This window comes from Methanosphaerula palustris E1-9c (assembly GCF_000021965.1).
Taxonomy (GTDB): Archaea; Halobacteriota; Methanomicrobia; order Methanomicrobiales; family Methanospirillaceae; genus Methanosphaerula; species Methanosphaerula palustris.
In genome coordinates this window covers 741,980-767,201 of record NC_011832.1, presented here as the reverse complement: position 1 = coordinate 767,201, position 25,222 = coordinate 741,980, and the positions used below count along the sequence as shown (strand labels likewise).

Sequence of the window (25,222 nt, the reverse complement as noted above, 5' to 3'; positions counted from 1 at the left end):
GAACCGGGGCGAAATGGTCCGGTTCAGGTAGAAGTGATGTAATTGCCTCTGGTGACCTCTTCAGTCGTGCCGTCCGTGTAGGTCAGTTTCACATGCGGGCTGTAGGTGCCCGCCCACGGATAGAAGAACGTCGGGTCGACCTCCCGCGAGTTCCAGGTGTTCCAGTGGGCTGGGTAGTCGAACGACCACCAGGCCGAGCTGATGAACTTGCCAGGCGACGGGGTCACGGAGAACATGAACGCGGAACCGTGAGGAGCCGATGCCGGAACAGCGATGAAGGTCGCCGACCCCGTCGTCGGGGATGGAGTCGTGGCGGTCGTAACCGGGGTGTCGCCCTGTGCGAACTCGATGTAGTCCAGGTTCAGGCGATCGGATGGGAAGGCGAGCTTGATCTGGTGCCTGCCGGCAGGAAGCGAGATCGGGAAGGCGAACGTCGTAAAGGTCGTAAACGAGCCGGTACTGCCGATCGGCACCGTGCCGAACTTCGTACCGTCGACGTATACGTCGACCGCCTTGCTCCACGCATCAGGGTTTGCGGCGTTGAATTGCGCCGTATATTGACCCGTGTTCGCGACCTGGACCGTGTATATCAGGTATTCGCCAGCGCGAATCCAGCCGACGTCGTACGACCCGATGCCGGCCGTATACTCGATGTCGACACTCTCGGACGGGCGGTATGCACCGCCCTCGTTCGCGGGGGTTGTGTCAGCGTAGGATGCGTCGGCCGCCCCGGTGCCGCTCGTATCGAAGTTCTCCGCCTCGATCCGCCCGGGGATGGTGTTGCCGGCACCATAGGGTGTCGTCTGTGGCGTCACCGAAATCACCGTCGGTGACGGCGTGAACGTGGTTGTCGTCAGCGTGGCTATGGGTGTATCATTCCCATCCGGTGTAGATGTCGGTGTTGCAATCATCGTCGGCGTGGATGTTGGGGGTACGGTCGGCGTCAGCGACGGCGTCGTTCCTTGTTCGAATATCTGAACCCGGTGATTATTACTGTCGACGACATAGACAGTGCCCGCACTGTCGACCGCGATACCCCTCGGGTTGTTGAACTGACCGTTCCCAGAGCCCTCGGTCCCCCAATTCGTGACGAACGTCCCGTTCGGCGTGAACTTCTGGACCCGGTTGGCGTAGGGTTCCGTGACATAGACGTAACCCTCGCTGTCCACCGCGATACCCATCGGGTTGTTGAACTGACCGTCCCCAGAGCCCGTAGTCCCCCACTCCGAAAGCAGGGTACCGGTCGACGTGAACTTCAGGATACGATCTCTCCTCAGATCGACGACATAGACTGAGCCCGCACTGTCCGCCGCGATACCCATCGGCTGGCTATACATGACCTCATCGCCATACGTCATCCACTTCGTGACGAACGTCCCGTTCGACGTGAACTTCTGGATGCGGGGCCCGCTGCCTGAGTAACGAATATCAGTGACGTAGACGGAGCCCTCGCCGTCCACCGCGACAGCATTGGGGGAGTAGAACTGTCCGTCGCCGGTGCCCTCGGTCCCCCACTCCGTGATCAGGGTGCCGGTCGGCGTGAACTTTTGGACGCGGAACTTACCCGTGTCCGTGACGTACACATTTCCCTCACTATCCACCGCGATACCACTGGGCTCGCTGAACCTGTCGTCCTCGGGACCCGCGGTTCCCCACGCCGTAACAAACGTCCCGCTCGACGTGAACTTCTGGACCTGTTTGTTGCCGTTATCAGCCACGTAGATGTTTCCGGCACCGTCTACCGCGATTCCCTGGGGATAATTGAACTGACCGTCTCCGGAGCCGTTGGTCCCCCATGTCCCGGTGAAGACATACATCTCTTCAGCAGAGACAGTATGAATAACGGCACAGAGCAGAACCAGGAGAATCAGAAATGATACTGGTTTCATAAGCCGTGAATAATACATGAGAGATGATGAGACTATCGGTCGACCTCACCGATCACAGATGAGCCAGCAGGCAGGCGATCATGAGAGAGAAGTAAGGCCCACTCGCTACCAGGACCGAGCAGGAGTCAGTCACTCTGGTCCGCATAGTCCATAGTGTAAAACACTTCGAATACGGCATCTTTGATCAACCTGAGCCGGTAGAACCGATCCCGGCGCCGACATCTCTGGGATCACATCCGGATCGCCAGCCCTTTCCGGTACACCGGCCGCCAGAGACCTCCATCATCAGAAGAACGGCGCCATTGCCAGCCCGGGAGAGAAGGGGAGAAGGACCGACCGACTCCAACCCGGACACTTCATCTCTGACTATATTCACGTATTTTCTCTGCGACCTGACCCGTAACGGGTACCCCATGTCCGGACAGAAAGACGTTCACATCCAGCAAGTCGATCCTCTTCACCGATTCTCGTGCTTCCATCAGATCATGCGTTGGCGCCGAAGGAGAGATGCTGATAACTCCTTTCCTAGTCGTGAGCGTATCTCCAGTAAATAACACCTCGCTTTCAGGGTCATACAGACAGATGCTCCCAGGTGTATGGATACACACAAGCCCGGCTATCTGATCCCCATCATGGAGTAGAATAACCGGATTCACAGGTTTGGATGAAAAGAAGACCGTCATGATTCTGAGAAGAAGTCCCAGAACCCCACCGGGGCGGAGGCAGGCGAACCGTTCTTGAAAAGTAATCCGCATCTGTCTCAAAAATAGCAACCTGTGCGCTGGTGAGCTCTACGAGATCCTCCGCAGACCCTACATGTCCATATGATAATGGGTGAGAATAATGACTTCAGATCCCGGGTTTTTCTCTGGAGGGTATCCTGTATAAACGAGACAATCTTTGAACTGCTTCGCGGCAAACCCGAATCGATCAGAACAAGTCCGTCCCGATCGAGGAGATAGCAGTTCCCATTCACGCCCGGTACCTTGTGCACTCCAGGAAAAATTTCATAGTCGGCCATATGAAAGTGGAATTGGGAATATATGTCTGACTGGGTGTGGTAAGATAAAAAGGGGTGCTGAGAGTTATTCTCATAGAATATTTCAAGGGGCATCCAATATTCTTCGAATTCCATCGAACCATAAAAAACCAGGACTAGAAAAAAACGCAATTGCAACATAGAGACAACCAGAAATAAGAAGAAAAACTGTAGCTCCAATCGGTGCAAGATATAAGTATATGACAATTGAAATGAATCCGAAAAATACGATGGTTTTCCGAGTATAACCATCCTTCATTCCTTTATTATTCAGATAACCGGCAATACTCAGTACAATTGCAGGGCCAATAAAAGCATATACCAGCCAGAAAATTGGAAATACATCTAAATTTATCCTAAATATGAATCCATAGAGGATTTTTATCTGGATTCCCGTGAATACAAACCCAAGAGATGCCCCGGCAATTACCTGAGACATCGTATGCCGTTTTAGATATACCCTGCTCCACATGACAACCGGAATTAACCATGCAAGGATAGAACCGAAAAAACCAAATACAATAAATAACGCAGTCGTGGGTCCCGCAATACCCATGGAATGGATACTGATCTTCCAATAGAGATTGATGAAAAAAACAACCAATGTATTTGAAAAATAACAGAACATCAAACTGGTCGCCATTGGGGGTGCATGGAGAGTAAATAAAATGACGGTGCCGATAAGATAGGACAGGATTACAATGAGTAATGGATAACGCCGATCTTCTTTGATTGGAAAATCCAACTCATCTTTTGTAATTGTTTTTGCCCAGAAAATCAGGATACCAACGGGTAAAATCGCTGCAAAAAAGACACAAATACCGGTGATTACAAAAAAATTATGAGGATCCAATAAAAATAAATTTAAAACGATAAATGTGGGAATTGAAAGGAACGGGGGATGTGTGAAATTGGAAACAAACTCCGCAAATCGATTTTTTTTGGTTTCTGAAACCTCGAATGCAGGAATATTCATCATATATCACACATGGAAATTATTGAGTTGCCTGATTGATATTTGAGATTCTTGATTATCAGATATTTTAGAGAGATACGACGATAATCATCAATAATTTGGATTATATCCAGAAGATAGGAATTAACCCAAACTTACATTTATATCTTTATCGATGTTAATTTTTTCATGAGCACATTCGGGTACTTCATCTTCAATCTGGAATATAGAGAGAGCCTTTGAACAATGAATGGCACTTCCCTGGGTGAACCTGAAATTGACCGTAAATCGCGAAGGGTACCTGGATGAGTCTGATTGAATATTAGGGAGGAGAACTTGGATCTTAAGACTTTTTTAGCGAGGAAGGAGTTGACGTTTTTGCAGAGGTGAGCATTTCTGACCTGCTGGAGACCGACCGGACTCACGTAATGCAGACATTCCCGGCAGCCAGAACCATTATTGTGTTCGGAAAAGAAGTCCCCGCTCAGACACCTCGATCACCACCGAAAGAGAAGACCAGGGTGATGCTTCGGATTGCCGGGGCTCTTGATAACTCGGCCGGCCGACTCGCAGAAGGCCTGAACAACGAACAGAAACCAACCCTCGCCGTTCCCCTCTACCTGCCCATAAGAATGCTGGATGGACAGGCGCAGGGTCTTGTCCGGTTAAAACAGGTCGCTGCATCTGGAAACTTGGGTCAATAGGAAATTCCCTTTTGCTCTCACCCCAATATGGCTCGAGGCTGCTGCTGAGTGGTGTTATAACCAGCGTGCCAGTCTCGGAAAACAGACCTGACGATACGGCGAGATCTGAAACAGGATCTCTTGATGCCGGCCTCTGCACAGGGTGCGGACGTTGCGTTCGGGTTTGCCCCGGAGATGCATTCGGGCTGGATGGCATCGATATGTTCCGGTGCCAGAAGGTGAGGGCCAGGATATCTCCCCATCTCATTCCGGTTGTAACGTGGCTGCTTGGTCAGCAGATACTGCTGAAATGTGAAGCCCCACTTGCCCTGTGGATATCGCCGGGGTGGCATCAGGTGTAGCCTCTGCGTGATAGAATGCCCCTGGTTTGCAGGAACCAAAAGGCAAACAATAAATCCCGGTTAACCTTCCGGCCTCCACTCCCACCACTAAAACTACAGCACTGGCACGATGCAACAGAGGTATCCATCTGGCTCCCTCGGTTACCTCATTGAAGGGATTTTCGGATTTCAATTAAAAAGGGGTCTGTTGAATCCCTTTACACCATTCGCAAATAGTATCCTTATTGATATAAGGACACTGAATGAGGGTTAAAACTGAGGGTTTTAACAAATCACAAATAGGAGTACTTTTTTATTAAAAATGCAATAACATTTCGCGTAAGAATACTGATATTGGCAGGACTATGACAGCATATTTTTTGGAGATATATGAGATCTGCTCCTCAGTTTGAGGGTGGTACCGATCACGGTACAACCGATTAAGATTATTATAACACCTGAGATCATCATGAATAACGTAAGAATTTCCCCTGGAATGATGAAAACTCCAATAGCGAGGAGCAACGATACGACGGCAATGGCAAATCGGCTATAAAAACCTTCTATAACAGCAGATTTTCCTTTCCGAACCCTGTTAAGTAGCAGAATTGCACTCGATAACATCCAGATACAGAGAACTGAAAGCAAAATAACATTCCAGATCATTATCGGAAATGCTGAGAGAACGAGCCCTATCAGTATTATTGCTCCTCCTTTGACAATTTTTTTCGGTTCAGCACTCTGCAAAGGGTGCCAGGAAATACCCCTACCAATAAATACGAATCCAATAATAATGACAACAAACGGGAGAAATACCTGGAAAATACCGTAATAATAAAATGTAGGAGAGATTATGAAGGTTGATCCAAGGAAGAGGAGAAATATGCCAAAAGAAAACCCATTCTTTAATAATGTCTGCTGATCCTTCATTTTATTTTCAATAGTGTTCGATCTTCCCCGTGCTTCAGAGAAGAGCATCACCATCGTATCAAAGATCATGAGAAAAAGGGGAGCGTCATCGATCAGATGAAGAGTAGGATGGACTTTTGGGTCGTATCTATCCAGATGAACCCGCCACTCGTTTTTTGTCTCATGAACATGGTATTGGCCTTTTCTATAACTCGCGAGGGTACCAGGGGTTGGAATATTGATGGGAGACCGCTTCCATTCATCACTCAACGGATCGGTAACATCATCTTTTGGTATCACCACTTCCCAGACACCATGATGGAGTTGATCCAGATAATCATCGATTTTGGTCATATTATTCAAAGTGATGAAGATACGCTCATCATCGTCTCGTTTGAAGATATTCTATGAAAGATACACGTATGCCGGCTGATAATGGTTAAGTGGATAATCGATATAAATATACCTTCTTTCAAGTTTCCAACGAGGAATTATCATTTTTATATTTAAACATCAGATGAAGACGAGGCTACAAATCTGATACTGATCTGATCTGCTGCTGTTCCGAAACGATATTCATTCAATTAATTGACCTGAAAGGGATTGTACTGATAGTTACTCTTTTCCTGCCTCTCGGAAAAACCAGCCATTCATAATACTATAAAAAGGGAAGTATCAAAAAGTTTTGTTGAGGAGTATGGTTTTGGTAAATGGTACGGTAACAGGTAGTGAAATGCCGTACCAGGATGGATTTGCGGATCCTTCTATCTTCAGGGTGAATTCCTTATCTTTCATAAGACTAAAACCGGCCTTGATGAGATCAGCATTTTTCATATGCACAGGAATCACCAGAGAACTGGATCCCTTGTCAACCTGAATGTTTTTCATACTAATTTGAGTCAGTGGTGACCAGGCACTGGAATTCTGATAAGAGACATTACAGGTCAGGGTATCGAGCTTTATTCCAAACATATTCGAATTATTGATGGCAAGACTCACATTCAGGTTCAGATCGGTAGGAGTTATATTGACAAGTTCCACATTCTGAACTGTTATTTCCGGCTCCTTCAGTACAGATGAGCACCCTCCAATAAAAACCATGAGTACCATCAAACAAATAATAGCGATTATTCCTTTTTTCATAGGTATATTCACAACAGGATGATATTTATTTATTTTTAGAAGTGATTACTGGATTATTCTCTTTAATTATCGATTTCTCCCATCATCTGTCGCTCTGGGGCAGTTGAACGGTTCTTCAGTTGAGTCAGGAGATTTGGAACGATCTCACCCTGAAATGAGGGACTCGAAGAATCTATATCTAGGGCTGGTTGTCATCGCCTGCATAACAGATTCCGATGAGAGATTTGCAAGAAAACAGATATGATGCCGAAGGCCATAAGCAAACAGGATGAAAATAAAATCCCTCCGTCAGGATCCCCATAAAAAAGGGAAATTGAAGGTGATGTGAGAGCATGGAACGTAACCTTCGAGACTATGCATGAATTTCTATGAGTTTTGAGAGCAGAATGTGTCGTGGACCCGCCATACTCCTTTATACCAGCAGACAGATAATTCCTGGATTATGTCTGGTATTGATCTCCTTCAGGTGCTCTCCGTATTCATCGAAATTATTATCGCAGCAGGAGCAGTGTTCATTGCAGTAAAAAAACAGAGACATTTTGGCTGGGCAATTGCAGCTACGTTTGGGCTTTATGTCTGTTTTGATCTCTCGCGTATGGGTATGATCCCGATTATTGCCGGAATTGATGGATTTCTATTCCTTGTCGCAAATATCGTGATGCTCATTGCAATCTGGCTGATAATACAGGAACATTAAAACAAAAAAACGCTAATAACCGAACTCGTGACATTGTTTATCCAAACAAAATGAATAGACAAGCGAACGTCAGAAACATTTCAACTCGGTATAACGCCTATCCGTATGGCATCATGAATATCATGGAGTGCTGGCCATCATAACAATTGATTATATAATAAAATATCCCCTCTAAAAAAACCTATTCTACAAATGAGTGGATATCACAATGGCAGGGACTGGCTCATATGCCAATCCTCTTTCCCGAAAAACTCGATAAAATAGCGATTGGTATGAAACGATACTGGCAGCGTTGTATGGTTCCCGAGGATTCGCGTACCTCAGTACAGCATACGACGTAAACCGGCTTAACTACTGGGTTCGGCATGGGTCCAGGTGTATCCCGATTGCTATGGCCGCCAGTATCGAAGATGATGATGATGATGATGATGATCAGTAAGAATATCCATTCGAGAATCAGACGAATAGTGGAATGAACAGAAACGTTGTAACTCTTCACGAATCACAATTACGAAAAACAGCATACTTTTTATCGATGCATAAGAAGGGTAATAGCAGCGTATTATAGTTCCCGAGGACTCGCGTACCTCAGTACAATATAGTACGTGAACTGGCTTAACTTCTGGGTTCGGAATGGGTCCAGGTGTGTCCCAGCTGCTATGGCCGCTATTACCCGAAGCCAAGGTCCGGAATTGAACCGGAGTGTAGCTGATCTGCAATCAGCCGCGTGGCCGCTCCGCCACCTTGGCAGCCGTGTAAAGAAAACCAATACAGTTATCGCTTAGATAAGCAATAAACATAATGGTTTCGTATAATTTTAGCACTCCAGATTTCGTCTGGGTTCAACTCAAGTTTGCAAGTACTAGAGTTTGGACGTTAGTGCTTGCGGACTGAACACGTCGTAACCTTCGTGCTTACATCCCAAGTCTATCAAACGGATCTTTTATCCATGTCCTCAACGGAGTCTCTTTTTAGGCTGGGTTTCAAGCTTAGATGCTTTCAGCTTTTATCCCTTATCGCGTAGCCGCTCGGCATTGCCTTGTCAGACAACCGATCAACCAGTGGCGACGAGTGAAAGTTCCTCTCGTACTATTTCATTCTTGCCTTCAGACTCCTGACACTCCTAATAGATAGTAACCGACCTGTCTCACGACGGTCTAAACCCAGCTCACGATCCCCTTTAATAGGCGAACAACCTCACCCTTGGCTGCTGCTGCACAGCCAGGATGGAAAGAACCGACATCGAGGTAGCAAGCCGCCGGGTCGATATGTGCTCTTGCCGGCGACGACTCTGTTATCCCCGGGGTAGCTTTTCTGTAGTCAATAGCCCTCACCAAAAGGACATATTGGTTCGTTAGACCCGAGTTTCCTCTCGCGATCATTTGCTTTTCATGATCGCGTCAGGCCAACTTATGCTCTTGACACTCTCCTGTGAGTTTCTGACTCACATGAGTTGACCTTAGGGCACCCTTGATATTTTTTCGAGGGTGTGGCGCCCCACCCAAACTGCCTACCTATCGATGTCCTCACAAAGGAGTGAGAGTTACAGAGTAACAAGGATGGTGTCTCATTGTTGGCTCCCCGTCCTCCGAAAAGAACGGATATAACACCTCCCATCTACACTGCGCAAGTAACACCGTAACTCAACGACAGGCTGCAGTAAAGCTCCACGGGGTCTTCACTTCCCATTAGGAGTCCCTAGTCTCTGCACTAGGACAAAAAGTTCAACGGATTTGTGTTAGGGACAGTAGAGCTCTCATTAATCCATTCATGCAAGTCGCCAATTAAGCGACAAGGTACTACGCTACCTTAAGAGGGTCATAGTTACCCCCGCCGTTTACAAGTCCTTCGTCCCGTTGAACCGGGTGTTCAGATACTTGCACTGGGCAGGAATCACAGACTATACTAGTCCTTACGGAGTTGCAGTCTGCTATGTTGTTATTAGACAGTTAGAGCTCCCTGGTCACTGCGACCTGCCTGATCTCCAGGCAGGCACCCCTTATTCCGAAGTTACGGGGCCAATTTGCCGAGTTCCCTTAACACAATTAAATCCGACACGCCTTCGCCTCTTCAGCGAGGGGCACCTGTGTCGGTTCTCGGTACGGACATCTAATTCCCTTTTCACGGGCTCCAGGAATTTGCTGGGTTTCCCCATCACGTATTCCTCTGCTTCTCACCATTACGGTACTCCACAGAATTCGACGCTTAGACGGAGCGATAACTCCGCCCAGCATATCCCAAAGCGTCAGGGCTTGCGCTTAAAACTAGATGGTACAGGAATATTAACCTGTTTCCCTGTTGGCGTACTCGAATTACGGTACGTCTTAGGACCGACTAACCCTTGGCTGACGAACATTGCCAAGGAAACCTAGCCCCTGCGGCGGTTGGGATTCTCACCCAACTATGCTTCTACTATTGCCAGAATTCTCATTTCTACACGGTCCATTGGAACTTACGCCCCAACTTCCACCCATGCAGAACGCCTCTCTACTGGATCACCTTGCGGTGCCCCGAGGTCTCTGTAGTAGGTTTTTAGCCCCGTCCATTTTCAGTGCCCTAAACCTTGACTGGTAAGCTGTTACGCACTTTTTAAAGGGTAGCTGCTTCTGAGCTCACCTCCCAGTTGTCTTTGGCCTAGGACCGCTTTCAGTGTTGACACTTAACCTACATTGAGGGACATTAACCTCGGTCTGGGTTGTCTCCCTTACGGACTACAAGCTTACCCCGTAGCCCGGACTTCCAGCCTTCTACGATGATAGGGAGTTTGGAGTTTGACAGGGGGGTGAGCAGTTTCCCGCCCAGCTCCCCCAATCAGTGCTCTACCTCACTATCGATCTCCAGCCAGGTCATGCTGCGACATGTTTCGAGAGGAACCAGCGGATGCCTAGTTCGATTAATCTTTCACTCCTATACACAGGTCACGGGAATGATTTGCATATCAAAACCCCATTCGGTCCTCCACGCAACTTTCGTCACGCTTCAACCTGCCCACGCATAGATCACTAGGCTTCGGGTCTTATCCTGCTGACTCCGCGCACTTTTAATACGCCGTCTCACACCCGAAGGCTACAGACTTGTTGGTTTCCCTTCGGCTCCCCTTTCGGGTTAACCTTCGCCAACAGAATAAACTCTCTGGCCCGTTCTTCAAAACGTACGTTATAACATTGGCAACCATACCCGTACTACCGCCTCGCGACGGGTTCCTTCGCATGGAAGATCCTTTAACGCTATAACCCGCTATCACCTATCAATTTCAGGCACTTTTAACCACCTTTCTGGGGTTACTTTTCAGCCTTCGCTCACGCTACTAATACGCTATCGGTTTCGAGGAGTATTTAGTTTTGGAAGTTAGTGACTCCCAGATTCCCGCGAGAATTCCGACCCACGGTACTCAAGACTTCACTTAGTTTGTGCCGGTTTACGTGTACGGGACTATCACCCTCTATGGTACGACGTTCCAGACGACTTTCACTTAACAGACACAAGCATAACAGTGAGCTTACAACACCACATCTCCCTTGCGGGATTCAGTTTGAACTCTGTCGTGTTCGATCGCCTCTACTAACGACATCTCGATTGATTTCTTCTCCTGCCCCTACTAAGATGTTTCAATTCGGGGCGTTTCCAATCCTTACGGATCGACACAAAAGTGTCAGGATGTCCCATTAGGGTATCTTCGGATCGTTGGCTCCGTGCGCCTCCCCGAAGCTTATCGCAGCTTGGCACGCCCTTCATCGGCTCTCGAACCGAGCCATCCACTGATAGGCTTAATTCTAGTACTCTTTGATGTTGAACCCATTTAACGTCCAGAGTGCTAAACCATTACACGGCATCGTCAGGTCATTAACCTTCAGCCCTTCCCTGATGATTCACATCTCCAGGTGCATCGAAAGTGGACTCAATAGGATTTGAACCTATGGCCTCCACCCCACAAGGGTGGCGCTCTTCCAACTGAGCTATGAGCCCTCTGCTTTATTGACACTGGCTATTTTGTGTTCTGTTCAGCAACTGCCATCCCAAATTCATTAGGAGGTGATCCAGCCGCAGATTCCCCTACGGCTACCTTGTTACGACTTAACCCCTCTTGCGGAACCTAGATTCGACTACGGCGAAAACCGCAGCCTCATCAAGACCCCACTCGAGTGGTTTGACGGGCGGTGTGTGCAAGGAGCAGGGACATATTCACCGCGCCATTTTGAGACGCGATTACTACAGATTCCAGCTTCATGCGGGCGAGTTGCAACCCGCAATCCGAACTACGGACAGGTTTAAGAGATTGCCTTCACCTTTCGGTGTCGATACCCATTGTCCTGCCCATTGTAGCCCGCGTGTAGCCCGGATAATTCGGGGCATGCTGACCTACCGTTGCCCATTCCTTCCTCCTCTTTAGCAGAGGCGGTCCCAACAGTGTCCTCATCATCCCGAAGGACATGCTAGCAACTGTTGGCGTGGGTCTCGCTCGTTGCCTGACTTAACAGGATGCTTCACAGTACGAACTGACGACGGCCATGCACCTCCTCTCAGCTAGTCAAGCAAAGTCTTCAGCCTGGCTATCATCCCGCTGTCTTATCCGGTGAGGTTTCCGGCGTTGAGTCCGATTAAACCGCAGGCTCCACCTGTTGTGGTGCTCCCCCGCCAATTCCTTTAAGTTTCAGCCTTGCGACCGTACTTCCCAGGCGGCACGTTTCACGGTTTCCCTTCGGCACCTCGGTGACTCGTGGTCACCGATACACCTAACGCGCATCGTTTACGGCTGGGACTACCCGGGTATCTAATCCGGTTTGCTCCCCCAGCTTTCGTCCCTCACTGTCGGAGCCGTTCTGGTGAGACGCCTACGCCACAGGTGGTCCCCCAAGGATTACAGGATTTCACTCCTACCCCTGGAGTACCTCTCACCTCTCCCGGTCCCTAGATTGCCAGTATCCCTTAAACGCCTGTCGGTTAAGCCGACAGATTTCCCAAGAGACTTAACAACCAAGCTACGGACGCTTTAAGCCCAGTAATAGTGGCCACCACTCGAGCCGCCGGTATTACCGCGGCGGCTGGCACCGGTCTTGCCCGGCCCTTTCTTCACCTGTTTTTTAAGCAGATGGACAGCCCGCGTTTACGGGCACTCGGAGTTCCCTTATCACGGTTTCCCGCATTGTAAAGTTTTCGCGCCTGCTGCGCCCCGTAGGGCCTGGATTCGTGTCTCAGAATCCATCTCCGGGCTCTTGCTCCCACAACCCGTACCGATCAATGGCTTGTTGGGCCGTTACCCCAACAACTACCTAATCGGCCGCAGACCCATCCTAAGGCGATGAATCTTTTATCTATAGGACATTCCAGTCTCCATAGACTATGGGGTATTATCCCCAGTTTCCCGGGGTTATCCCCCACCTTAGGGTAGGTTATCCACGTGTTACTGAGCAGTATGCCGAGGTCTTGCACCTCTCGACTCGCATGGCTTAATCGAACTCCGATAGCAGTGGCCTCTGGCAGGATCAACCAGAATTAAGTTGAAATACACACTATACTATCTGAAATTTTATGGAATTGGCAGTTACTAAACAAAATTCCACATTGCCAGTATCAATGTCAGAACCGATCCCGAAACACGCCGGGGAACTCGATTCTCCATCACAGAGGGTAATATTCTATGGTATTACCGTAAACTATCTGCACTCTCATGCAGACGTTTGCTCGCGGTCGTTGTTTGTTACAACGCGAGATACTTATGTTGAACGCTGAGGCATATATACCTTAGTATCAATCGATTCATTGAAGCAAACGATACATGCGCTCTTCACAATCACTCGCATTCCATTACAACGCGAGATACTTATGTTGAACGCTCGGACATATATACTTTACTTCAAATCCCGATTCGTCGAATCGGAGTCTGAAGACGCCCTTCACAATCACTCGTGTCGACTTCGCAACGCGAGATACTTATGTTGAACGCAGGCCTTAATAAACCTTGTCCACATCCACCCTCAGAACCAACCTGATCCCAGACCAGGTCGCTTGGTTCTTCACCATAGTTGGATATCAGCATTGCACCCGGCTATATATAATCCTTGACCCTAAATCACAAAATTCAGTCACAAAGTGATCGTCAATTCGGTAATTTTTTTTAAAAATTCACCAGTATCGCGCCGTTTTTCAGCAGGTATAGAGATCGCACCAATCATTTCAAGAGACCCACCACACTCGGAAAAAATAAGCCCGGAGATCGAACTGCATTAATTGCGCGCAAAAAGATACGAGAAAATTTGAATATTTTCCAAAATTCAAGTGATAACGCGATCTTGATAATTCAACAAACCTGCACGACGTCAGAGTATAGTTCCAGGGCCGCACCCAGATACTCCCGGAAAATTCTGTGAACGCGCAGATCCAAAAAAGATGAACTGATCGAAATCAATCCCCATCGCCATATGGATGAATACTGATCGCGCCGAAGGGTTCAACCTGAACTAGGGCCACCTTCCCATCCAGCATCAAAAAAAGAAGAGGAATAAAGACATCAGCCACGTTCCAGCCCATCTCGACGGCCAGGTCCCCGACCGTCAGCACCCGTCCTTCAGCAAACGACTCGGTGCACCACTCCAGAACGACCAGAGCCGCATCCCGATAACCCTCATCATGAGCGATCCCGACCACGTCCTCTGCCGTGATCATCTGTCGTTCACCCATGGTCCGGGACCGCTGCCTCCGCCGTTCGTCCTTCTCCAGATAGCGGAGAGCCGTGATCAGTTCAAAGAGCGTCTCCGGCCGTTTCCGGAGGTGCTTCCGTTCAAGCCGGCGCTTGATCTCCCGTTCGAGCAGATCGATCGGACTCTCACAGATCGCAGCCGAACAATCCATATCCCAGTCAGGCACCTCCTCCTCATCTGCAATATCCTCGATGAACTCCTCTTCACCATCATCATCCGGAATACCAAAGCACTCGGATTTGATCCTGAGAAGAAGGGACGCATAGAAGAGAGCCCTTCCTGAGACCCGCAGGTCCATCTCCTTCCGCCGTTCCAACTCTGAGAAGAACCGGTCGGTCACCTCGACGATATCGATCTTCCAGGGGTCGATCTCGCCCCGCTCGGCGAGCTGGACGAGGATCTCGATCGGGTCCTCAGACATTCATCTTTACCCCAGTCACAAGGGTACTCTTGTCAGGACGAACCGTCACCCCGAGGATCCGGTCGGCCTGTTCGATCATCGGCTTTCGAAGGGAGACGATGATGAACTGCGATGTGTTGGAGATCTCCTTGAGCATCGCTGCAATCCGTTCGACGTTCGAACCATCGAGCGACATATCCACCTCGTCCAGGGCATAGAACGGCGCCGGGATGTACTGCTGGATCGAGAAGATGAATGCAAGCGTGGTGAGCGACTTCTCACCACCACTCAGAGCATTCAACAGATGAACCACCTTGTCCCGGGGCTGCACCGCAAAGGTGAGACCGCCGGCGAACGGGTCCTCATCATTGTCGAGGATCAGCCGGCCCGTTCCGCTGGTCAGACGTGCAAAGATCGCCCGGAAGTTCTCATTGATCGCTGTATACGCAGCCATGAAGGCATCGAACTTCATCTTCTCGAACCCCTCGATCCGCTCCATCAGACTGGACCGTTCCACCGAGAGGATCTCCTTCTTCTCACGCCGCTCACCCACACGCTCTTCGACACGGGCATACTCCTCAACAGCCAGCATATTCACCGCCCCAAGTTTCCGTATCGCCCGATCGGTCGTGGCGATCCCCTCTTCGATCTCATCGAGGGTCAGCGTCGTCTCGACCCCTGAGGCCTGCTCACGGATCACAGCGATCTCAGATGAAACCACTGCCACCCGTTCCTGGGTTGCGGTGATCTGTAGTTTGACCCGTTCAATTCCGGTATCGAACTCGATCAGCCGGTGCTCGGATTCCTGAATCTGTGTGGCGATCCCACTCCGCTTCTCCTGCAGAACTTCGAGTTCTCCGGAGAAGGACTTCTGTTCCTCCTCCAGCCGGGCGATCTCCTCACGATACCGGGCGATCTGTTCCCCGGCCCCCTCGGCCTCCCCATCGATCTCCAGGTTCCGGCTGATCGCCTGCTCGCGATCGCGGTTCAGTTCCTCGACACGCTTGATAAAGTAGGCCCGTTCCCGCTGCAGGTCGGCCAGGTCGGACTCCTTGTTCCGAAGGCGCCGCTCGGTCTCCTCCAGTTCCTTCCTCTGCTTCTCGAGTTGCTCGGTCAGTTCCGGGATCTCAGTCCCTTCCAGCCGTTTCTTCAGACCTGTAATCTCATCGTTGATTGTGACGATCTGATCCCCAATACGGTCCAGATTCGACTCCACCCCGGTGATCTCGGCGACGCCGGCCTCCATATCTGAGGCCATCTGGGCGAGCGTCTCCTCAAGAGTCTTCTGCTCCCCGGCCAGCGACTCGGTCCGGTGGCCATACTCCTCGAGCATGATCCGGTACCGGGCCATTCGCTGATCTGCCTCGGATCGCTGGTTCCTGAGCAACTCAGATTCGGCAGTCAGTCTGCTGATCCCGTTCTCAAGATCGGACGCCTCTTCACCGAGCGTGGCGATCACCGCCTGCAAACGCCGGATATCGTCATCCACCGAGGCAGAGAAGCCCTTGATCGTCTTCTTCAGGAACCCCCCGGTCATCGCCCCACTCTTCTCGACCAGTTCACCCTCCAGGGTCACCATCCGGTGCTTTCCCATCAGGGTTCTGGCACGGTTGAGGGTATCCACAACCAGCGTGGTCCCAAAGACCTGCCCAAAGGCGGGGTCGTACAGGGGATCATAGGCGATCAGATGCCGGGCGTACCCGACGATCCCGTCCCCGTCGACCGGCGGCAAGGGGACCGGTTTGAGCTTGGTCAGCGGCAGGAAGGTCAACCGTCCGGCCTTCTCCTCCTTGAGATAGCGGATCGCTCCGGCCGCCACCCGGTCGTCCTCGACCACCACATTATGCAGCCGGCCGCCGGCTGCAACATTCAGGGCGGTCATGTACTCGGGCGGCACCTTCCCGAGCCTGGCGATCGTCCCGTAGACGCCGTCCATCCCGAGCACAGCCTCGAGCGCCCGGCCGCCGGCATCCCCCTGCACCTGTTGCTGGGCTTCGTACCGCATCAGTTCCTGCTCGCGGGCCTTCAGTTCCTTTCTGACCCCATCCAGTGAGGATCTCCTAGAGAGAAGTCCGCGTTCAGAATCAGAGAGGCGTCGCTCGATCGCTCGTTTCTCCTCTCCGATGACCCTGCTCGCCTCGGTCCACTCCTGCTGCTGACCCCCCTTTCCAGTACGCTCGTTTCGCACCTCGGTGAGCCGCTGCGAGAGCCGGTCCTGCTCCTTGGTACGCATCCGGCTCTTTTCGATCAGCATATCCTTCTGATGAAGCAGCGTGGATCGCTCCCCTTTCTTCTCCTCAAGGGAGGAGATCAGACCAAAGAGCCGTTCACGCGCCTCGCCGGTCTCTGCCTGCTGATGCCCCAGGGACCCCTCGACCTTCTCGATCCTGGCCCGAATCATCGCCTGCTCCATGGCCAGCGTGGTCCGATCGATCGTCAACGCCCGGATCCCCTCCGTATCGGCGGTGACCTTCGCCTCGGCCCGCTTGATATCCATAAAGACGCGGTTGACGAGCTCGAGATTTGTCTCCTTCTCCCGCTTCAGCCGCGCAATCGTCTGCTCGGTACTCCTGATGTTCCCCTTGGTCTCTTCGAGTTGACTGATCAACTTCAGGTATTCGGCCCCGGATTTCCGGTTGATCTCGGCCTCGACCTCCTTCTGATCGGCACGGAGGTAGGCAAGCTCGTTCACTTCGAGACTTCTGTCCTGAACGGTCCGGTCCTGGGAGATCCTATACTCCTCCAGGAGAGAGGTCAGCCCGCCGAGCTCCCGCTCTTTCTCATTGAGTTGGGCTGCTGCCCTGCAGCCCTGAAAATGAACCAGTTTCTGTTGCAGTTCCTGGTAAAGCAGGGCCTGTTGCCGCTCCTTCTCCAGTTCCACCAGCCGGAGACTCGCCTCCTGCAACAGCAATTCCTCCCGCTCGATCCGTTCCCTGACCACCTCAAGCTCAGCGAGGGCCTGGTCACGCTTCTGATCGAACTCGGCGACGCCGGCGATCTCATCGAGGATCCTGCGCCGTTCGCCGTCGCTCATCTCCATGATCCTGGTGATATCTCCCTGCATCACGACATTGTAGCCGTGGGGTATGATCCCATGGTCGGCGAGGTACGCACTGACCTCACTCTGTTTGCAGAGCCGGTTGTTCATGTAGTTATAACTGTAGTAGCCGGCTGCAGTCCGCTTGATCTTTCTCCGGATCGTGGTCCCATCTGAAAAGGTCAGGGCAACCTCGGCGGTGTTCCGGTTGGAGTTCAGATTGATCAGATCGGTCAGCTTCTCTGCACGGAGGTTTCGGGAGCTGGAGAGTGCCAGCACGAAGAGGATCGCATCGATAATATTGCTCTTTCCAGAACCGTTTGGCCCGGAAACAACCGTGAAACCCTCAAAAAATGGTATTGTCGTCTTCCTTCCGAAAGACTTGAAGTTGTCGATCTCCAGCTCTTTAATGAACAAAAGATAGGCTCCTTATCTCTTTCGCTCAGGTCTGGGGATATCGCGCTCCTCCGCAAGGATCACGTCATCGACCCGGGCGTTAGGGTTCTTCCGGGCCCCCTGACCAGAGACTGTCTTCCCCTTCCGCATCGGGTTTTTGGTATCATAGCCGGCTGGGGCGACGATATACTCCCGGCTCGTCCGGACTTCGTGCTTCAGCGTGCCGTCCGGCTGCATGATCAGGTCCATCGCCTTGGCAGGCTCCTCAACCGACACCGCACGTGAGGGTTTTGGGGTGAGGATCTGCTTCTCCAGATGTTCGGATGCATGATCGCTCAGCCGATCTGCATTCCTTGGATGAACCATGACCGTAGAGGCCGATCCTCGTGACCTCGAAACCTGCTGCGGTCTTGAGGTAAGATCCTCAGAAGCCTTATAGATCTTCTGGGTCATCGCTTTCATATCGAGGATCTCCTCGATCAACCCCTTGACCACGGCCTCAAGGTCGCGCACCCTCTGCTCCAGCACAGTAACCCTGCTGTCATCCTGCGGCTGCACCACCGGCTGAACCGGCGGTTGCACATTCTCTGAATCCCGCATCATCTCAATCGCCCGTTCCTTCTCCTCAAGTTCCTGCTCAAGGAACTTTATCTTCGCATCCTTCAACGCCATTCCTGCCCCTCAGAAGTAAACATGAGCGCTGTACCCATTAATAATTTGCATACATCCCCATATCAATACTCTTTTTTAACAAGAACTGATCCAGACCCTCTGTAAATGCCATCAAAGAAACACTATTACCCTTACAGCGCCAAGTTTTTTTCATATGTCGTATCTTGCCACCGCCGATCCAGAGATCGCGGAATTAATCGAGTGTGAACGGCTGCGCCAGGTGAACGGTCTTGAACTGATCGCATCGGAGAACCTCGTCAGTAAGGCCGTACTTGAAGCGATGGGTTCGATCTTGACCAACAAGTACGCTGAAGGATATCCCGGCAAGCGTTACTACGGCGGCTGCGAGTTCCATGACAGGATTGAAAACTTGGCCCGTGACCGGCTCAAACAGCTCTTCAATGCAGAGCATGCGAACGTCCAGCCTCATTCAGGTACCCAGGCGAACATGGCCGTCTACTTCTCGGTGATGGAGTGCGGCAAGGACCGGATGATGAGCATGAGCCTGACCCAGGGCGGGCATCTATCCCACGGCTCACCGGTCTCGTTCAGCGGAAAGATGTACGAGGTGAGCCAGTATGGGGTCGACCTCAAGACCGAACTGATCGATTACGGTGCTGTCGAAGAGATGGCCAAGAAGGTGAAACCAAAGGTGATCGTCTGTGGTGCGAGCGCGTACCCCCGTGAGATCGATTTCAAGGCGTTCCAGGAGATCGCTGACAGTGTCGGTGCCTACTGCATGGCGGATATCGCCCATATCGCAGGGCTCTGTGCCACAGGGGTTCACCCATCCCCGGTGAACGTCGTGAACTTCACCACCTCGACGACCCACAAGACACTCCGCGGTCCACGCGGTGGTGTGATCATGTGCAATGAGGAGTACGGTGCGATGATCGACAAGGCGATCTTCCCGGGTATGCAGGGCGGCCCCCTGATGCACACCATCGCAGGGAAAGCAGTCTGCTTCAAGGAGGCACTCCAGCCCTCGTTCAAACAGTACTCCCGCCAGGTCGTGAAGAACGCACAGGCACTGGCAGAGACACTCGGCGAGGCCGGCCTTCGGCTCGTCTCCGGTGGGACCGACAACCACCTGATCCTGATCGACCTTTCCAACCGCGGGCTGACCGGGCTGGAAGCAGAGGTTGCCCTCGGGAAAGCAGGGATCACCGTGAACAAGAACACGATTCCAAACGAGAATCGGTCCCCATTCGTCACGAGCGGGCTGCGTATCGGAACCCCAGCCGTCACCTCACGGGGTATGAAAGAGGACGAGATGCACCAGATCGGGGAGTACATCATCAGAGTCCTCAAGGATATTCAGGACGAAGCAACGATCAGCGCAGTCAAGAACGAAGTGACCGCACTCGCCAGCCGCTACTCCCTCTACCCACCATCATTATGATCATCGATGGCAAGCGGGTCTCCGAGAAGAGGCTTGAACTCATCAAAGAGGAGATCGACGAGTCAGGGCTCTATCCCCGGCTCGCGACCGTGATCGCAGGGGACAACCCTGCATCGCTCCTCTATGTGCAGATGAAGCACCGTGCCTGCGAACGGGTCCATATCGGCTCGATCAGCATCACCCTTCCCGGGGACTCGACGACTGCCAAGGTGCTTGAGACCATCGACCGGCTGAACAAGGACCCTGAGATCAACGGGATCCTCGTCCAGCTCCCGCTCCCTGCAGGCGTGGATACCGAGCAGGTAATCGAAGCGATCCTGCCGGAGAAGGATGTCGACGGGTTCCACCCCTTCAACCTCGGGAAATTGCTCGGGGGATCACCGACCTTCGCCCCCTGCACCCCGCTCGGGATCATGACACTCCTCAAGGAGTACAAGATCGATCCCGCTGGAAAACGGGCGGTCGTGATCGGACGATCGATCGATGTCGGGAGACCGATGGCCGCACTGCTGATCAATGCGAATGCGACGGTCACCGTCTGCCACAGCAGAACAAAAGACCTGGCCGCCGAACTCAGAAAGGCTGACATCATCGTCAGCGCGATGGGTAAAGCCCGGTTCATCACCGGAGATATGGTCAGTGGGGATGCAGTGGTGATCGATGTCGGGATCAATCACGTGGACGGAAAACTCTGCGGGGATGTCGACTTTGCATCGGTCAGTGAAAAGGTGGCAGCGATCACGCCGGTCCCTGGGGGGGTCGGTCCGATGACGATCGCCACCCTGATGGAGAACACCTTCAAAGCGGCGAAGATGCAGTCATGCAGAACTGTACACTAGGCAGGCTGGCGATCGGACCCGGGGAGCCGGTCAGACTGATGGGTGTCATCAACTGCAGCCCGGAATCCTTTTTTAGCGGTTCTTTTACCCCTGAAGATCAGATACGGCGCCGGGCCGAGCAGATGATCGGTGACGGAGCCGACCTGATCGATCTCGGTGCACGGTCCACCGCTCCGGGTTGTCCGTTCCTTTCGATCGAAGAGGAGATCGGGCGGGTCGAGGCGGCACTCAACCAGCTGGACGGAAGCGGGATCACGGTGTCAGTCGACACGATGTACCCGGCCGTGCTGGAGGCATGCCTGCGGCATGATGTCCATGCCCTGAACGATATTGGGGGGCTCACCGACCCGGCTCTCGCATCCCTCGCTGCCGATGCAGGACTGCCGGTGATCGCGATGGCAGCGAATCACCTCCCCGGCGACCCGAAAGGGGTGCCGGCCACCCTGCAGGCGCTGGAGACGGTGATCGACCGATGTGAACTGGCCGGAATCAACGATGTGATCCTCGATCCGGCCGTCGGGCTCTGGACTGCAGAACGGACGGTCGAGGATGATTGGGCGCTCTGCACGCACTTCGCATCGTTCACGGCCCTCGACTACCCGGTGCTCGCGGCCGTCTCCCGCAAGACCTTCATCGGGGATCTCCTCAATGAACCGGCAGAGGGGCGGCTGGCAGGGACGCTGGCCGTCACGATGCAGTTACTCCGAGCAGGGGCCGCGATAGTGCGGGCTCATGACGTCCCGGAGACCAGAGATCTGATCGCCGTTCATCAGAAGATGGGAGAGAAGGCATGACTGCCGCATTCACCGTCTTCGGCCTGAAGACCCGGGTGATTCTGGCCGGTGACGATATGGCTGCCATCCTCTCCAGGACAGCCGACGAGGTGGCCGACGGGTTCCGGGACGGAGACCTGCTGGTAATCGCCGAGTCGGCGCTCGCGACCTCCGAGGGACGGGCAGTGGAACTCGCATCGGTAACCCCCAGGAGCGAGGCGGTGCGTCTCGCAGCACAGTACCATATGGACCCCCGCGTCGCCGAGGTGGTGATCCGGGAGAGCGACCGGATCGTCGGCGGAATCCCAGGGTTCCTCCTCTGTGAGAAGCAGGGGACACTCCTTCCAAACGCCGGCGTGGATGGATCCAACGCACCACTGGGATGCGTGGTTCCGCTGCCAGCAGACCCCGACCAGAGCGCAGCAGCGATCAAAGCAGCGATCCTGGCTCGTTCAGGGGCGAGGATCGGGGTGCTGATCGCAGACAGCAGAACCCATGCAATGCGGCTCGGCTGCGGAGGAGTCGCCATCGGCTGTGCAGGCATTACGGCGGTGGTCGACGAGCGCGGCAGAGACGACCTCTTCGGACGGAAACTTGAGGTGACCAAACGGGCGGTCGCCGACAACATCGTATCGGCAGCCGAACTGCTGATGGGCGAGGCGGACGAGTGCACCCCGGGCGTCCTGGTCCGTGGACTCGGGATCCCCATCACCGACGAGGTCGGGATCGAAGGGATCGCCGCCGACGAATGCCTGTTCATGGGCGCCGTCAGGGGACTCACATCAGATCCCACCAGGTCACCGGACAACCGGAACGAGTGAACATTCGTTCATCTATTTTTTAGGAGAGATGGTCCGAGAAGAACCGCCCCTGCACGCCATACACGTTTTTATCAGGATCTGCAGACCACAGTAGTGAAGAGTATGCAGCGAACGGGCAGAGACGATTCTGATGAGGTGACGATTCCCCGGGTGGTGATCGCAGGCACCTGGAGCGGGTGTGGCAAGACGACAGTCGCGAGCGGGCTGATGGCCGCATTGACCGGGATGGGACGGACGGTACAGCCGTTCAAGGTCGGTCCCGACTTCATCGACCCGACCCATCACACGCTGACCTGCGGCCGGCCCTCACGGAACCTGGACCCGTTCATGATGGGCGAGGAGCAGGTGATCGAGACCTTCGCCAGGGCCTCGACCGGCGCCGATATCGCTGTGATCGAAGGGGTGATGGGGCTCTACGACGGAGTCGACGGAACCGGATGCGCCTCCACGGCCCATGTGGCCAGACTGCTCGGGGCTCCGGTGGTGCTCGTCGTCGATGCCAAGGGGATGTCGTCGACGGTCCACGCCCTGATCAACGGGATCTGCACCTATGACCGGACGATCAACATCGCCGGCGTGATCTTCAATCGGATCGGCAGTCCCCGTCACCGGCAGTTGATCGAGAAAGGGCTGACCGTCCCGGCCCTCGGCTGGATCCCAAAGCAGCAGGACCTGATGATCGAGTCCCGGCACCTGGGCCTCTCGATGGCTCACGAATCGGATCGGGCCGCTTCGTTCGGGGCGGTCATGCAGGAGCACTGCGCACTGGAACAGATCGAGTCGGTGGCTGGAAGTGCCAGCCCGCTGGAGGCGACACGGCAGCCGGCCCCTGCCGACCAGCAGGAGAAGGCCACGATCGGGGTCGCGATGGACCCGGCGTTCTGCTTCTATTATCAGGACAACCTGGATCGACTCAGGGCAGCAGGGGCAGGGCTGGTCTTCTTCAGTCCGATGACCGACCCTCTCCCGAAGGTTGATGGTCTGTACCTGGGCGGCGGGTACCCCGAACTGCACGCCGAGGCTCTGGAGACCTCCCCCTGCAGAGATCAGATCCGTTCGGCTGCCATGGCCGGGATGCCAATCTATGCCGAATGCGGCGGCCTCACCTACCTGACCGAATCGCTCTCCGCCGGCAATCACGGTTACCGAATGGCCGGCGTCCTTCCGGCAACAGCAACGATGACCTCACATTTCCAGGGGCTCGGGTATGTGCAGGGGATCTGGAAGGGCGAGGTCGGATACGCCGCACCCGGCTCCCCGGTGAGCGGCCACGAGTTCCATTACTCCCGGCTGGTCCCCGACCCGGACGGACGGTTCGCGATCGCCCTCACACGGGGGAAAGGGATCGATCGGGGAAAGGACGGGCTCTACGAGCAGGAGACGACCGGATGCTACACCCACGCCTACTTCTCCAGAACCTTTGCCGAAGGGCTGGTCCAAGCCGGAGCGGCCTATCGCCGGCTCTAATCTATACTGGTAAATAGTCGGCCTCCCCATCTTCTCTCAACGCAGCCTCCGCCTGCCAGGAGTGGAACCCGTCACCATGCAACCCGAACAGAGCAGCCAGTATGGCATCTCGTCCTACTGCCTCCACAGCCTGCCGCTTACGCAGGCACTCGAACAGTTGTCGACGATCACCAACTATGTCGAGGTGATGGACGACGGCCCTCACCTGATCGCCAGTGCAGAGCCGCTGGAGAGTTTCTCGCTGAAGTATGCCCTCCATGCCCCATCCCGAGGGGTGAACATCGCGAGTCTGCTTGAGCCGATCCGGCAGGCGAGTGTCGAGGTGCTCGGGGACTGCTTCGCCATCGCAGCCGAGGTGAACGCCCCGGTGGTGGTCCACCCCGGGTACTTCGCCTGGACACAGGAGTATGAAGCAGCCGCCAGGCAGTTCGAGACCTCGGTCAACGATCTGATCCATCTCTCCGAGGAGCACGGGGTCACCTTCTTCATCGAGAATATGGGCAACTGGGACTACTTCTTCATCCGGATCCCCTCGGAACTTCCGCTCCCCGACGGGATCGGGCTGGCCCTCGATGTGGGGCATGCCAACCTGAACCACTGCCTGAAAGGATTCCTCTCCCGGACGATCGGTCACTTCCACCTCCATGACAACAACGGGAAGGAGGATCAGCATGCGGCCTTCGGTGACGGGACGATCGACTTCTCAGCCGTGATGGCCTCGGTCCGGAGAAACAATGTCCGGCCGATCATAGAAGTTGGAACGTACGAAGGGGTCCTTACCAGCATCGAGGCGCTCAAAGGGCTCTGATCCGCGAGGAAGGGGTCTCGACCCCCAGAATTGGACCAATTTTCGGCCGATCTGCCGGAATCTTTTAATCACTGTACTTCCAACTTTATGATACAACAACGCCTCAGTGGCTTAGCGGTATAGCGCGTCCTTGGTAAGGACGAGGTCGCGAGTTCGATTCTCGCCTGAGGCTTTGGAAGGGCATAATCCCTGTTTTTGAGTTTTTCAATCAGGTTGTTTATACTAGGTTCTGCGACATTCTCTTGCTGAATTG

Annotated in this window: 18 protein-coding genes, 3 tRNA genes and 4 rRNA genes; 10 read left to right on the top strand and 15 right to left on the bottom strand. The window is 53.2% G+C overall.

The features are described 5' to 3' along the window. Window positions 1-23: 23 nt before the first annotated feature. The 4 genes from MPAL_RS14220 to MPAL_RS03845 form a co-directional block, all read right to left on the bottom strand. Window positions 24-1,889: an SMP-30/gluconolactonase/LRE family protein gene (locus MPAL_RS14220; RefSeq protein WP_052292185.1), complete on the bottom strand. Its 1,866-nt coding sequence runs from the start codon at window positions 1,887-1,889 to the stop codon at window positions 24-26. Between the two features lie 184 nt (window positions 1,890-2,073). Then, on the bottom strand, window positions 2,074-2,265 hold the full coding sequence (locus MPAL_RS15670) for a hypothetical protein (RefSeq protein ID WP_148208126.1): 192 nt from the start codon (window positions 2,263-2,265) through the stop codon (window positions 2,074-2,076). Continuing rightward, on the bottom strand, window positions 2,246-2,572 hold the full coding sequence (locus MPAL_RS17450) for an MBL fold metallo-hydrolase (RefSeq protein ID WP_394295843.1): 327 nt from the start codon (window positions 2,570-2,572) through the stop codon (window positions 2,246-2,248). Before MPAL_RS17450 ends, MPAL_RS15670 begins: the two co-directional genes overlap by 20 nt. Window positions 2,573-2,992: 420 nt before the next feature. Beyond that, window positions 2,993-3,907, bottom strand: a complete 915-nt coding sequence (locus MPAL_RS03845) for a phosphatase PAP2 family protein (protein ID WP_012617435.1) — start codon at window positions 3,905-3,907, stop codon at window positions 2,993-2,995. Window positions 3,908-4,269: 362 nt separating this feature from the next. Here MPAL_RS03845 and MPAL_RS03840 point away from each other — a divergent pair, with 362 nt between their 5' ends. Then, complete coding sequence (locus MPAL_RS03840; protein WP_148208124.1) at window positions 4,270-4,587, top strand: hypothetical protein; 318 nt, start codon at window positions 4,270-4,272, stop codon at window positions 4,585-4,587. A gap of 65 nt (window positions 4,588-4,652) precedes the next feature. Further along, window positions 4,653-4,928: a 4Fe-4S binding protein gene (locus tag MPAL_RS17445; RefSeq protein WP_158303621.1), complete on the top strand. Its 276-nt coding sequence runs from the start codon at window positions 4,653-4,655 to the stop codon at window positions 4,926-4,928. 342 nt (window positions 4,929-5,270) lie between these two features. Here MPAL_RS17445 and MPAL_RS03835 read toward each other — a convergent pair whose 3' ends face one another. Both MPAL_RS03835 and MPAL_RS03830 read right to left on the bottom strand, forming a co-directional pair. Beyond that, window positions 5,271-6,170: a hypothetical protein gene (locus MPAL_RS03835; protein WP_012617434.1), complete on the bottom strand. Its 900-nt coding sequence runs from the start codon at window positions 6,168-6,170 to the stop codon at window positions 5,271-5,273. Between the two features lie 321 nt (window positions 6,171-6,491). Beyond that, window positions 6,492-6,959: an LEA type 2 family protein gene (locus tag MPAL_RS03830; protein ID WP_012617433.1), complete on the bottom strand. Its 468-nt coding sequence runs from the start codon at window positions 6,957-6,959 to the stop codon at window positions 6,492-6,494. A gap of 442 nt (window positions 6,960-7,401) precedes the next feature. On the opposite strand from MPAL_RS03830, the gene MPAL_RS03825 reads away from it, so the two are divergent. After that, the gene (locus tag MPAL_RS03825) at window positions 7,402-7,656 is read left to right on the top strand and encodes a hypothetical protein (protein ID WP_012617432.1); all 255 of its coding nucleotides are present in this window, start codon (window positions 7,402-7,404) and stop codon (window positions 7,654-7,656) included. A gap of 281 nt (window positions 7,657-7,937) precedes the next feature. On the opposite strand, the gene rrf (MPAL_RS03820) is transcribed toward MPAL_RS03825, so the two are convergent. From rrf (MPAL_RS03820) to MPAL_RS03780, 9 genes are all read right to left on the bottom strand, one after another. Then, window positions 7,938-8,059 (bottom strand): 5S ribosomal RNA (gene rrf, locus MPAL_RS03820). 146 nt (window positions 8,060-8,205) lie between these two features. Then, window positions 8,206-8,327, bottom strand: a 5S ribosomal RNA gene (gene rrf, locus MPAL_RS03815). A 6-nt stretch (window positions 8,328-8,333) separates the two neighbouring features. Further along, window positions 8,334-8,405, bottom strand: a tRNA-Cys gene (locus MPAL_RS03810). 108 nt (window positions 8,406-8,513) lie between these two features. After that, window positions 8,514-11,438, bottom strand: a 23S ribosomal RNA gene (locus MPAL_RS03805). A gap of 111 nt (window positions 11,439-11,549) precedes the next feature. Beyond that, window positions 11,550-11,622 (bottom strand) — tRNA-Thr (locus tag MPAL_RS03800). Between the two features lie 61 nt (window positions 11,623-11,683). Beyond that, window positions 11,684-13,150 (bottom strand): 16S ribosomal RNA (locus MPAL_RS03795). Together the 16S, 23S and 5S rRNA genes with 2 tRNA genes alongside form the textbook arrangement of a ribosomal RNA operon. 908 nt (window positions 13,151-14,058) lie before the next feature. Continuing rightward, window positions 14,059-14,775, bottom strand: coding sequence for a segregation/condensation protein A (locus MPAL_RS03790; RefSeq protein ID WP_012617431.1), 717 nt, complete (start codon window positions 14,773-14,775; stop codon window positions 14,059-14,061). Then, window positions 14,768-18,208: a chromosome segregation protein SMC gene (smc, locus tag MPAL_RS03785; RefSeq protein WP_012617430.1), complete on the bottom strand. Its 3,441-nt coding sequence runs from the start codon at window positions 18,206-18,208 to the stop codon at window positions 14,768-14,770. Before smc ends, MPAL_RS03790 begins: the two co-directional genes overlap by 8 nt. Before the next feature lie 12 nt (window positions 18,209-18,220). Further along, on the bottom strand, window positions 18,221-18,859 hold the full coding sequence (locus tag MPAL_RS03780; RefSeq protein WP_012617429.1) for a hypothetical protein: 639 nt from the start codon (window positions 18,857-18,859) through the stop codon (window positions 18,221-18,223). Window positions 18,860-19,013: 154 nt separating this feature from the next. Here MPAL_RS03780 and glyA point away from each other — a divergent pair, with 154 nt between their 5' ends. From glyA to MPAL_RS03745, 7 genes are all read left to right on the top strand, one after another. Continuing rightward, window positions 19,014-20,261, top strand: a complete 1,248-nt coding sequence (glyA, locus tag MPAL_RS03775; protein ID WP_012617428.1) for a serine hydroxymethyltransferase — start codon at window positions 19,014-19,016, stop codon at window positions 20,259-20,261. Continuing rightward, window positions 20,258-21,100 carry a bifunctional methylenetetrahydrofolate dehydrogenase/methenyltetrahydrofolate cyclohydrolase FolD gene (gene folD / locus MPAL_RS03770; RefSeq protein ID WP_012617427.1) on the top strand — a complete coding sequence of 281 codons (843 nt, stop codon included), beginning with the start codon at window positions 20,258-20,260 and terminating at the stop codon, window positions 21,098-21,100. The genes glyA and folD overlap by 4 nt, the downstream gene beginning before the upstream one ends. After that, entirely contained in the window at window positions 21,082-21,894 is an 813-nt protein-coding gene (folP, locus tag MPAL_RS03765) for a dihydropteroate synthase (RefSeq protein WP_012617426.1), read from the top strand. Before folD ends, folP begins: the two co-directional genes overlap by 19 nt. After that, a complete protein-coding gene (cofE, locus tag MPAL_RS03760) occupies window positions 21,891-22,694 on the top strand; it encodes a coenzyme F420-0:L-glutamate ligase (RefSeq protein WP_012617425.1) in 804 nt (267 codons plus the stop codon). The genes folP and cofE overlap by 4 nt, the downstream gene beginning before the upstream one ends. Before the next feature lie 102 nt (window positions 22,695-22,796). Next, entirely contained in the window at window positions 22,797-24,161 is a 1,365-nt protein-coding gene (locus MPAL_RS03755; protein ID WP_012617424.1) for a cobyrinate a,c-diamide synthase, read from the top strand. Window positions 24,162-24,237: 76 nt separating this feature from the next. Further along, entirely contained in the window at window positions 24,238-24,969 is a 732-nt protein-coding gene (locus MPAL_RS03750) for a sugar phosphate isomerase/epimerase family protein (RefSeq protein WP_012617423.1), read from the top strand. 100 nt (window positions 24,970-25,069) lie between these two features. Then, window positions 25,070-25,141 (top strand) — tRNA-Thr (locus MPAL_RS03745). Window positions 25,142-25,222 lie beyond the last annotated feature (81 nt).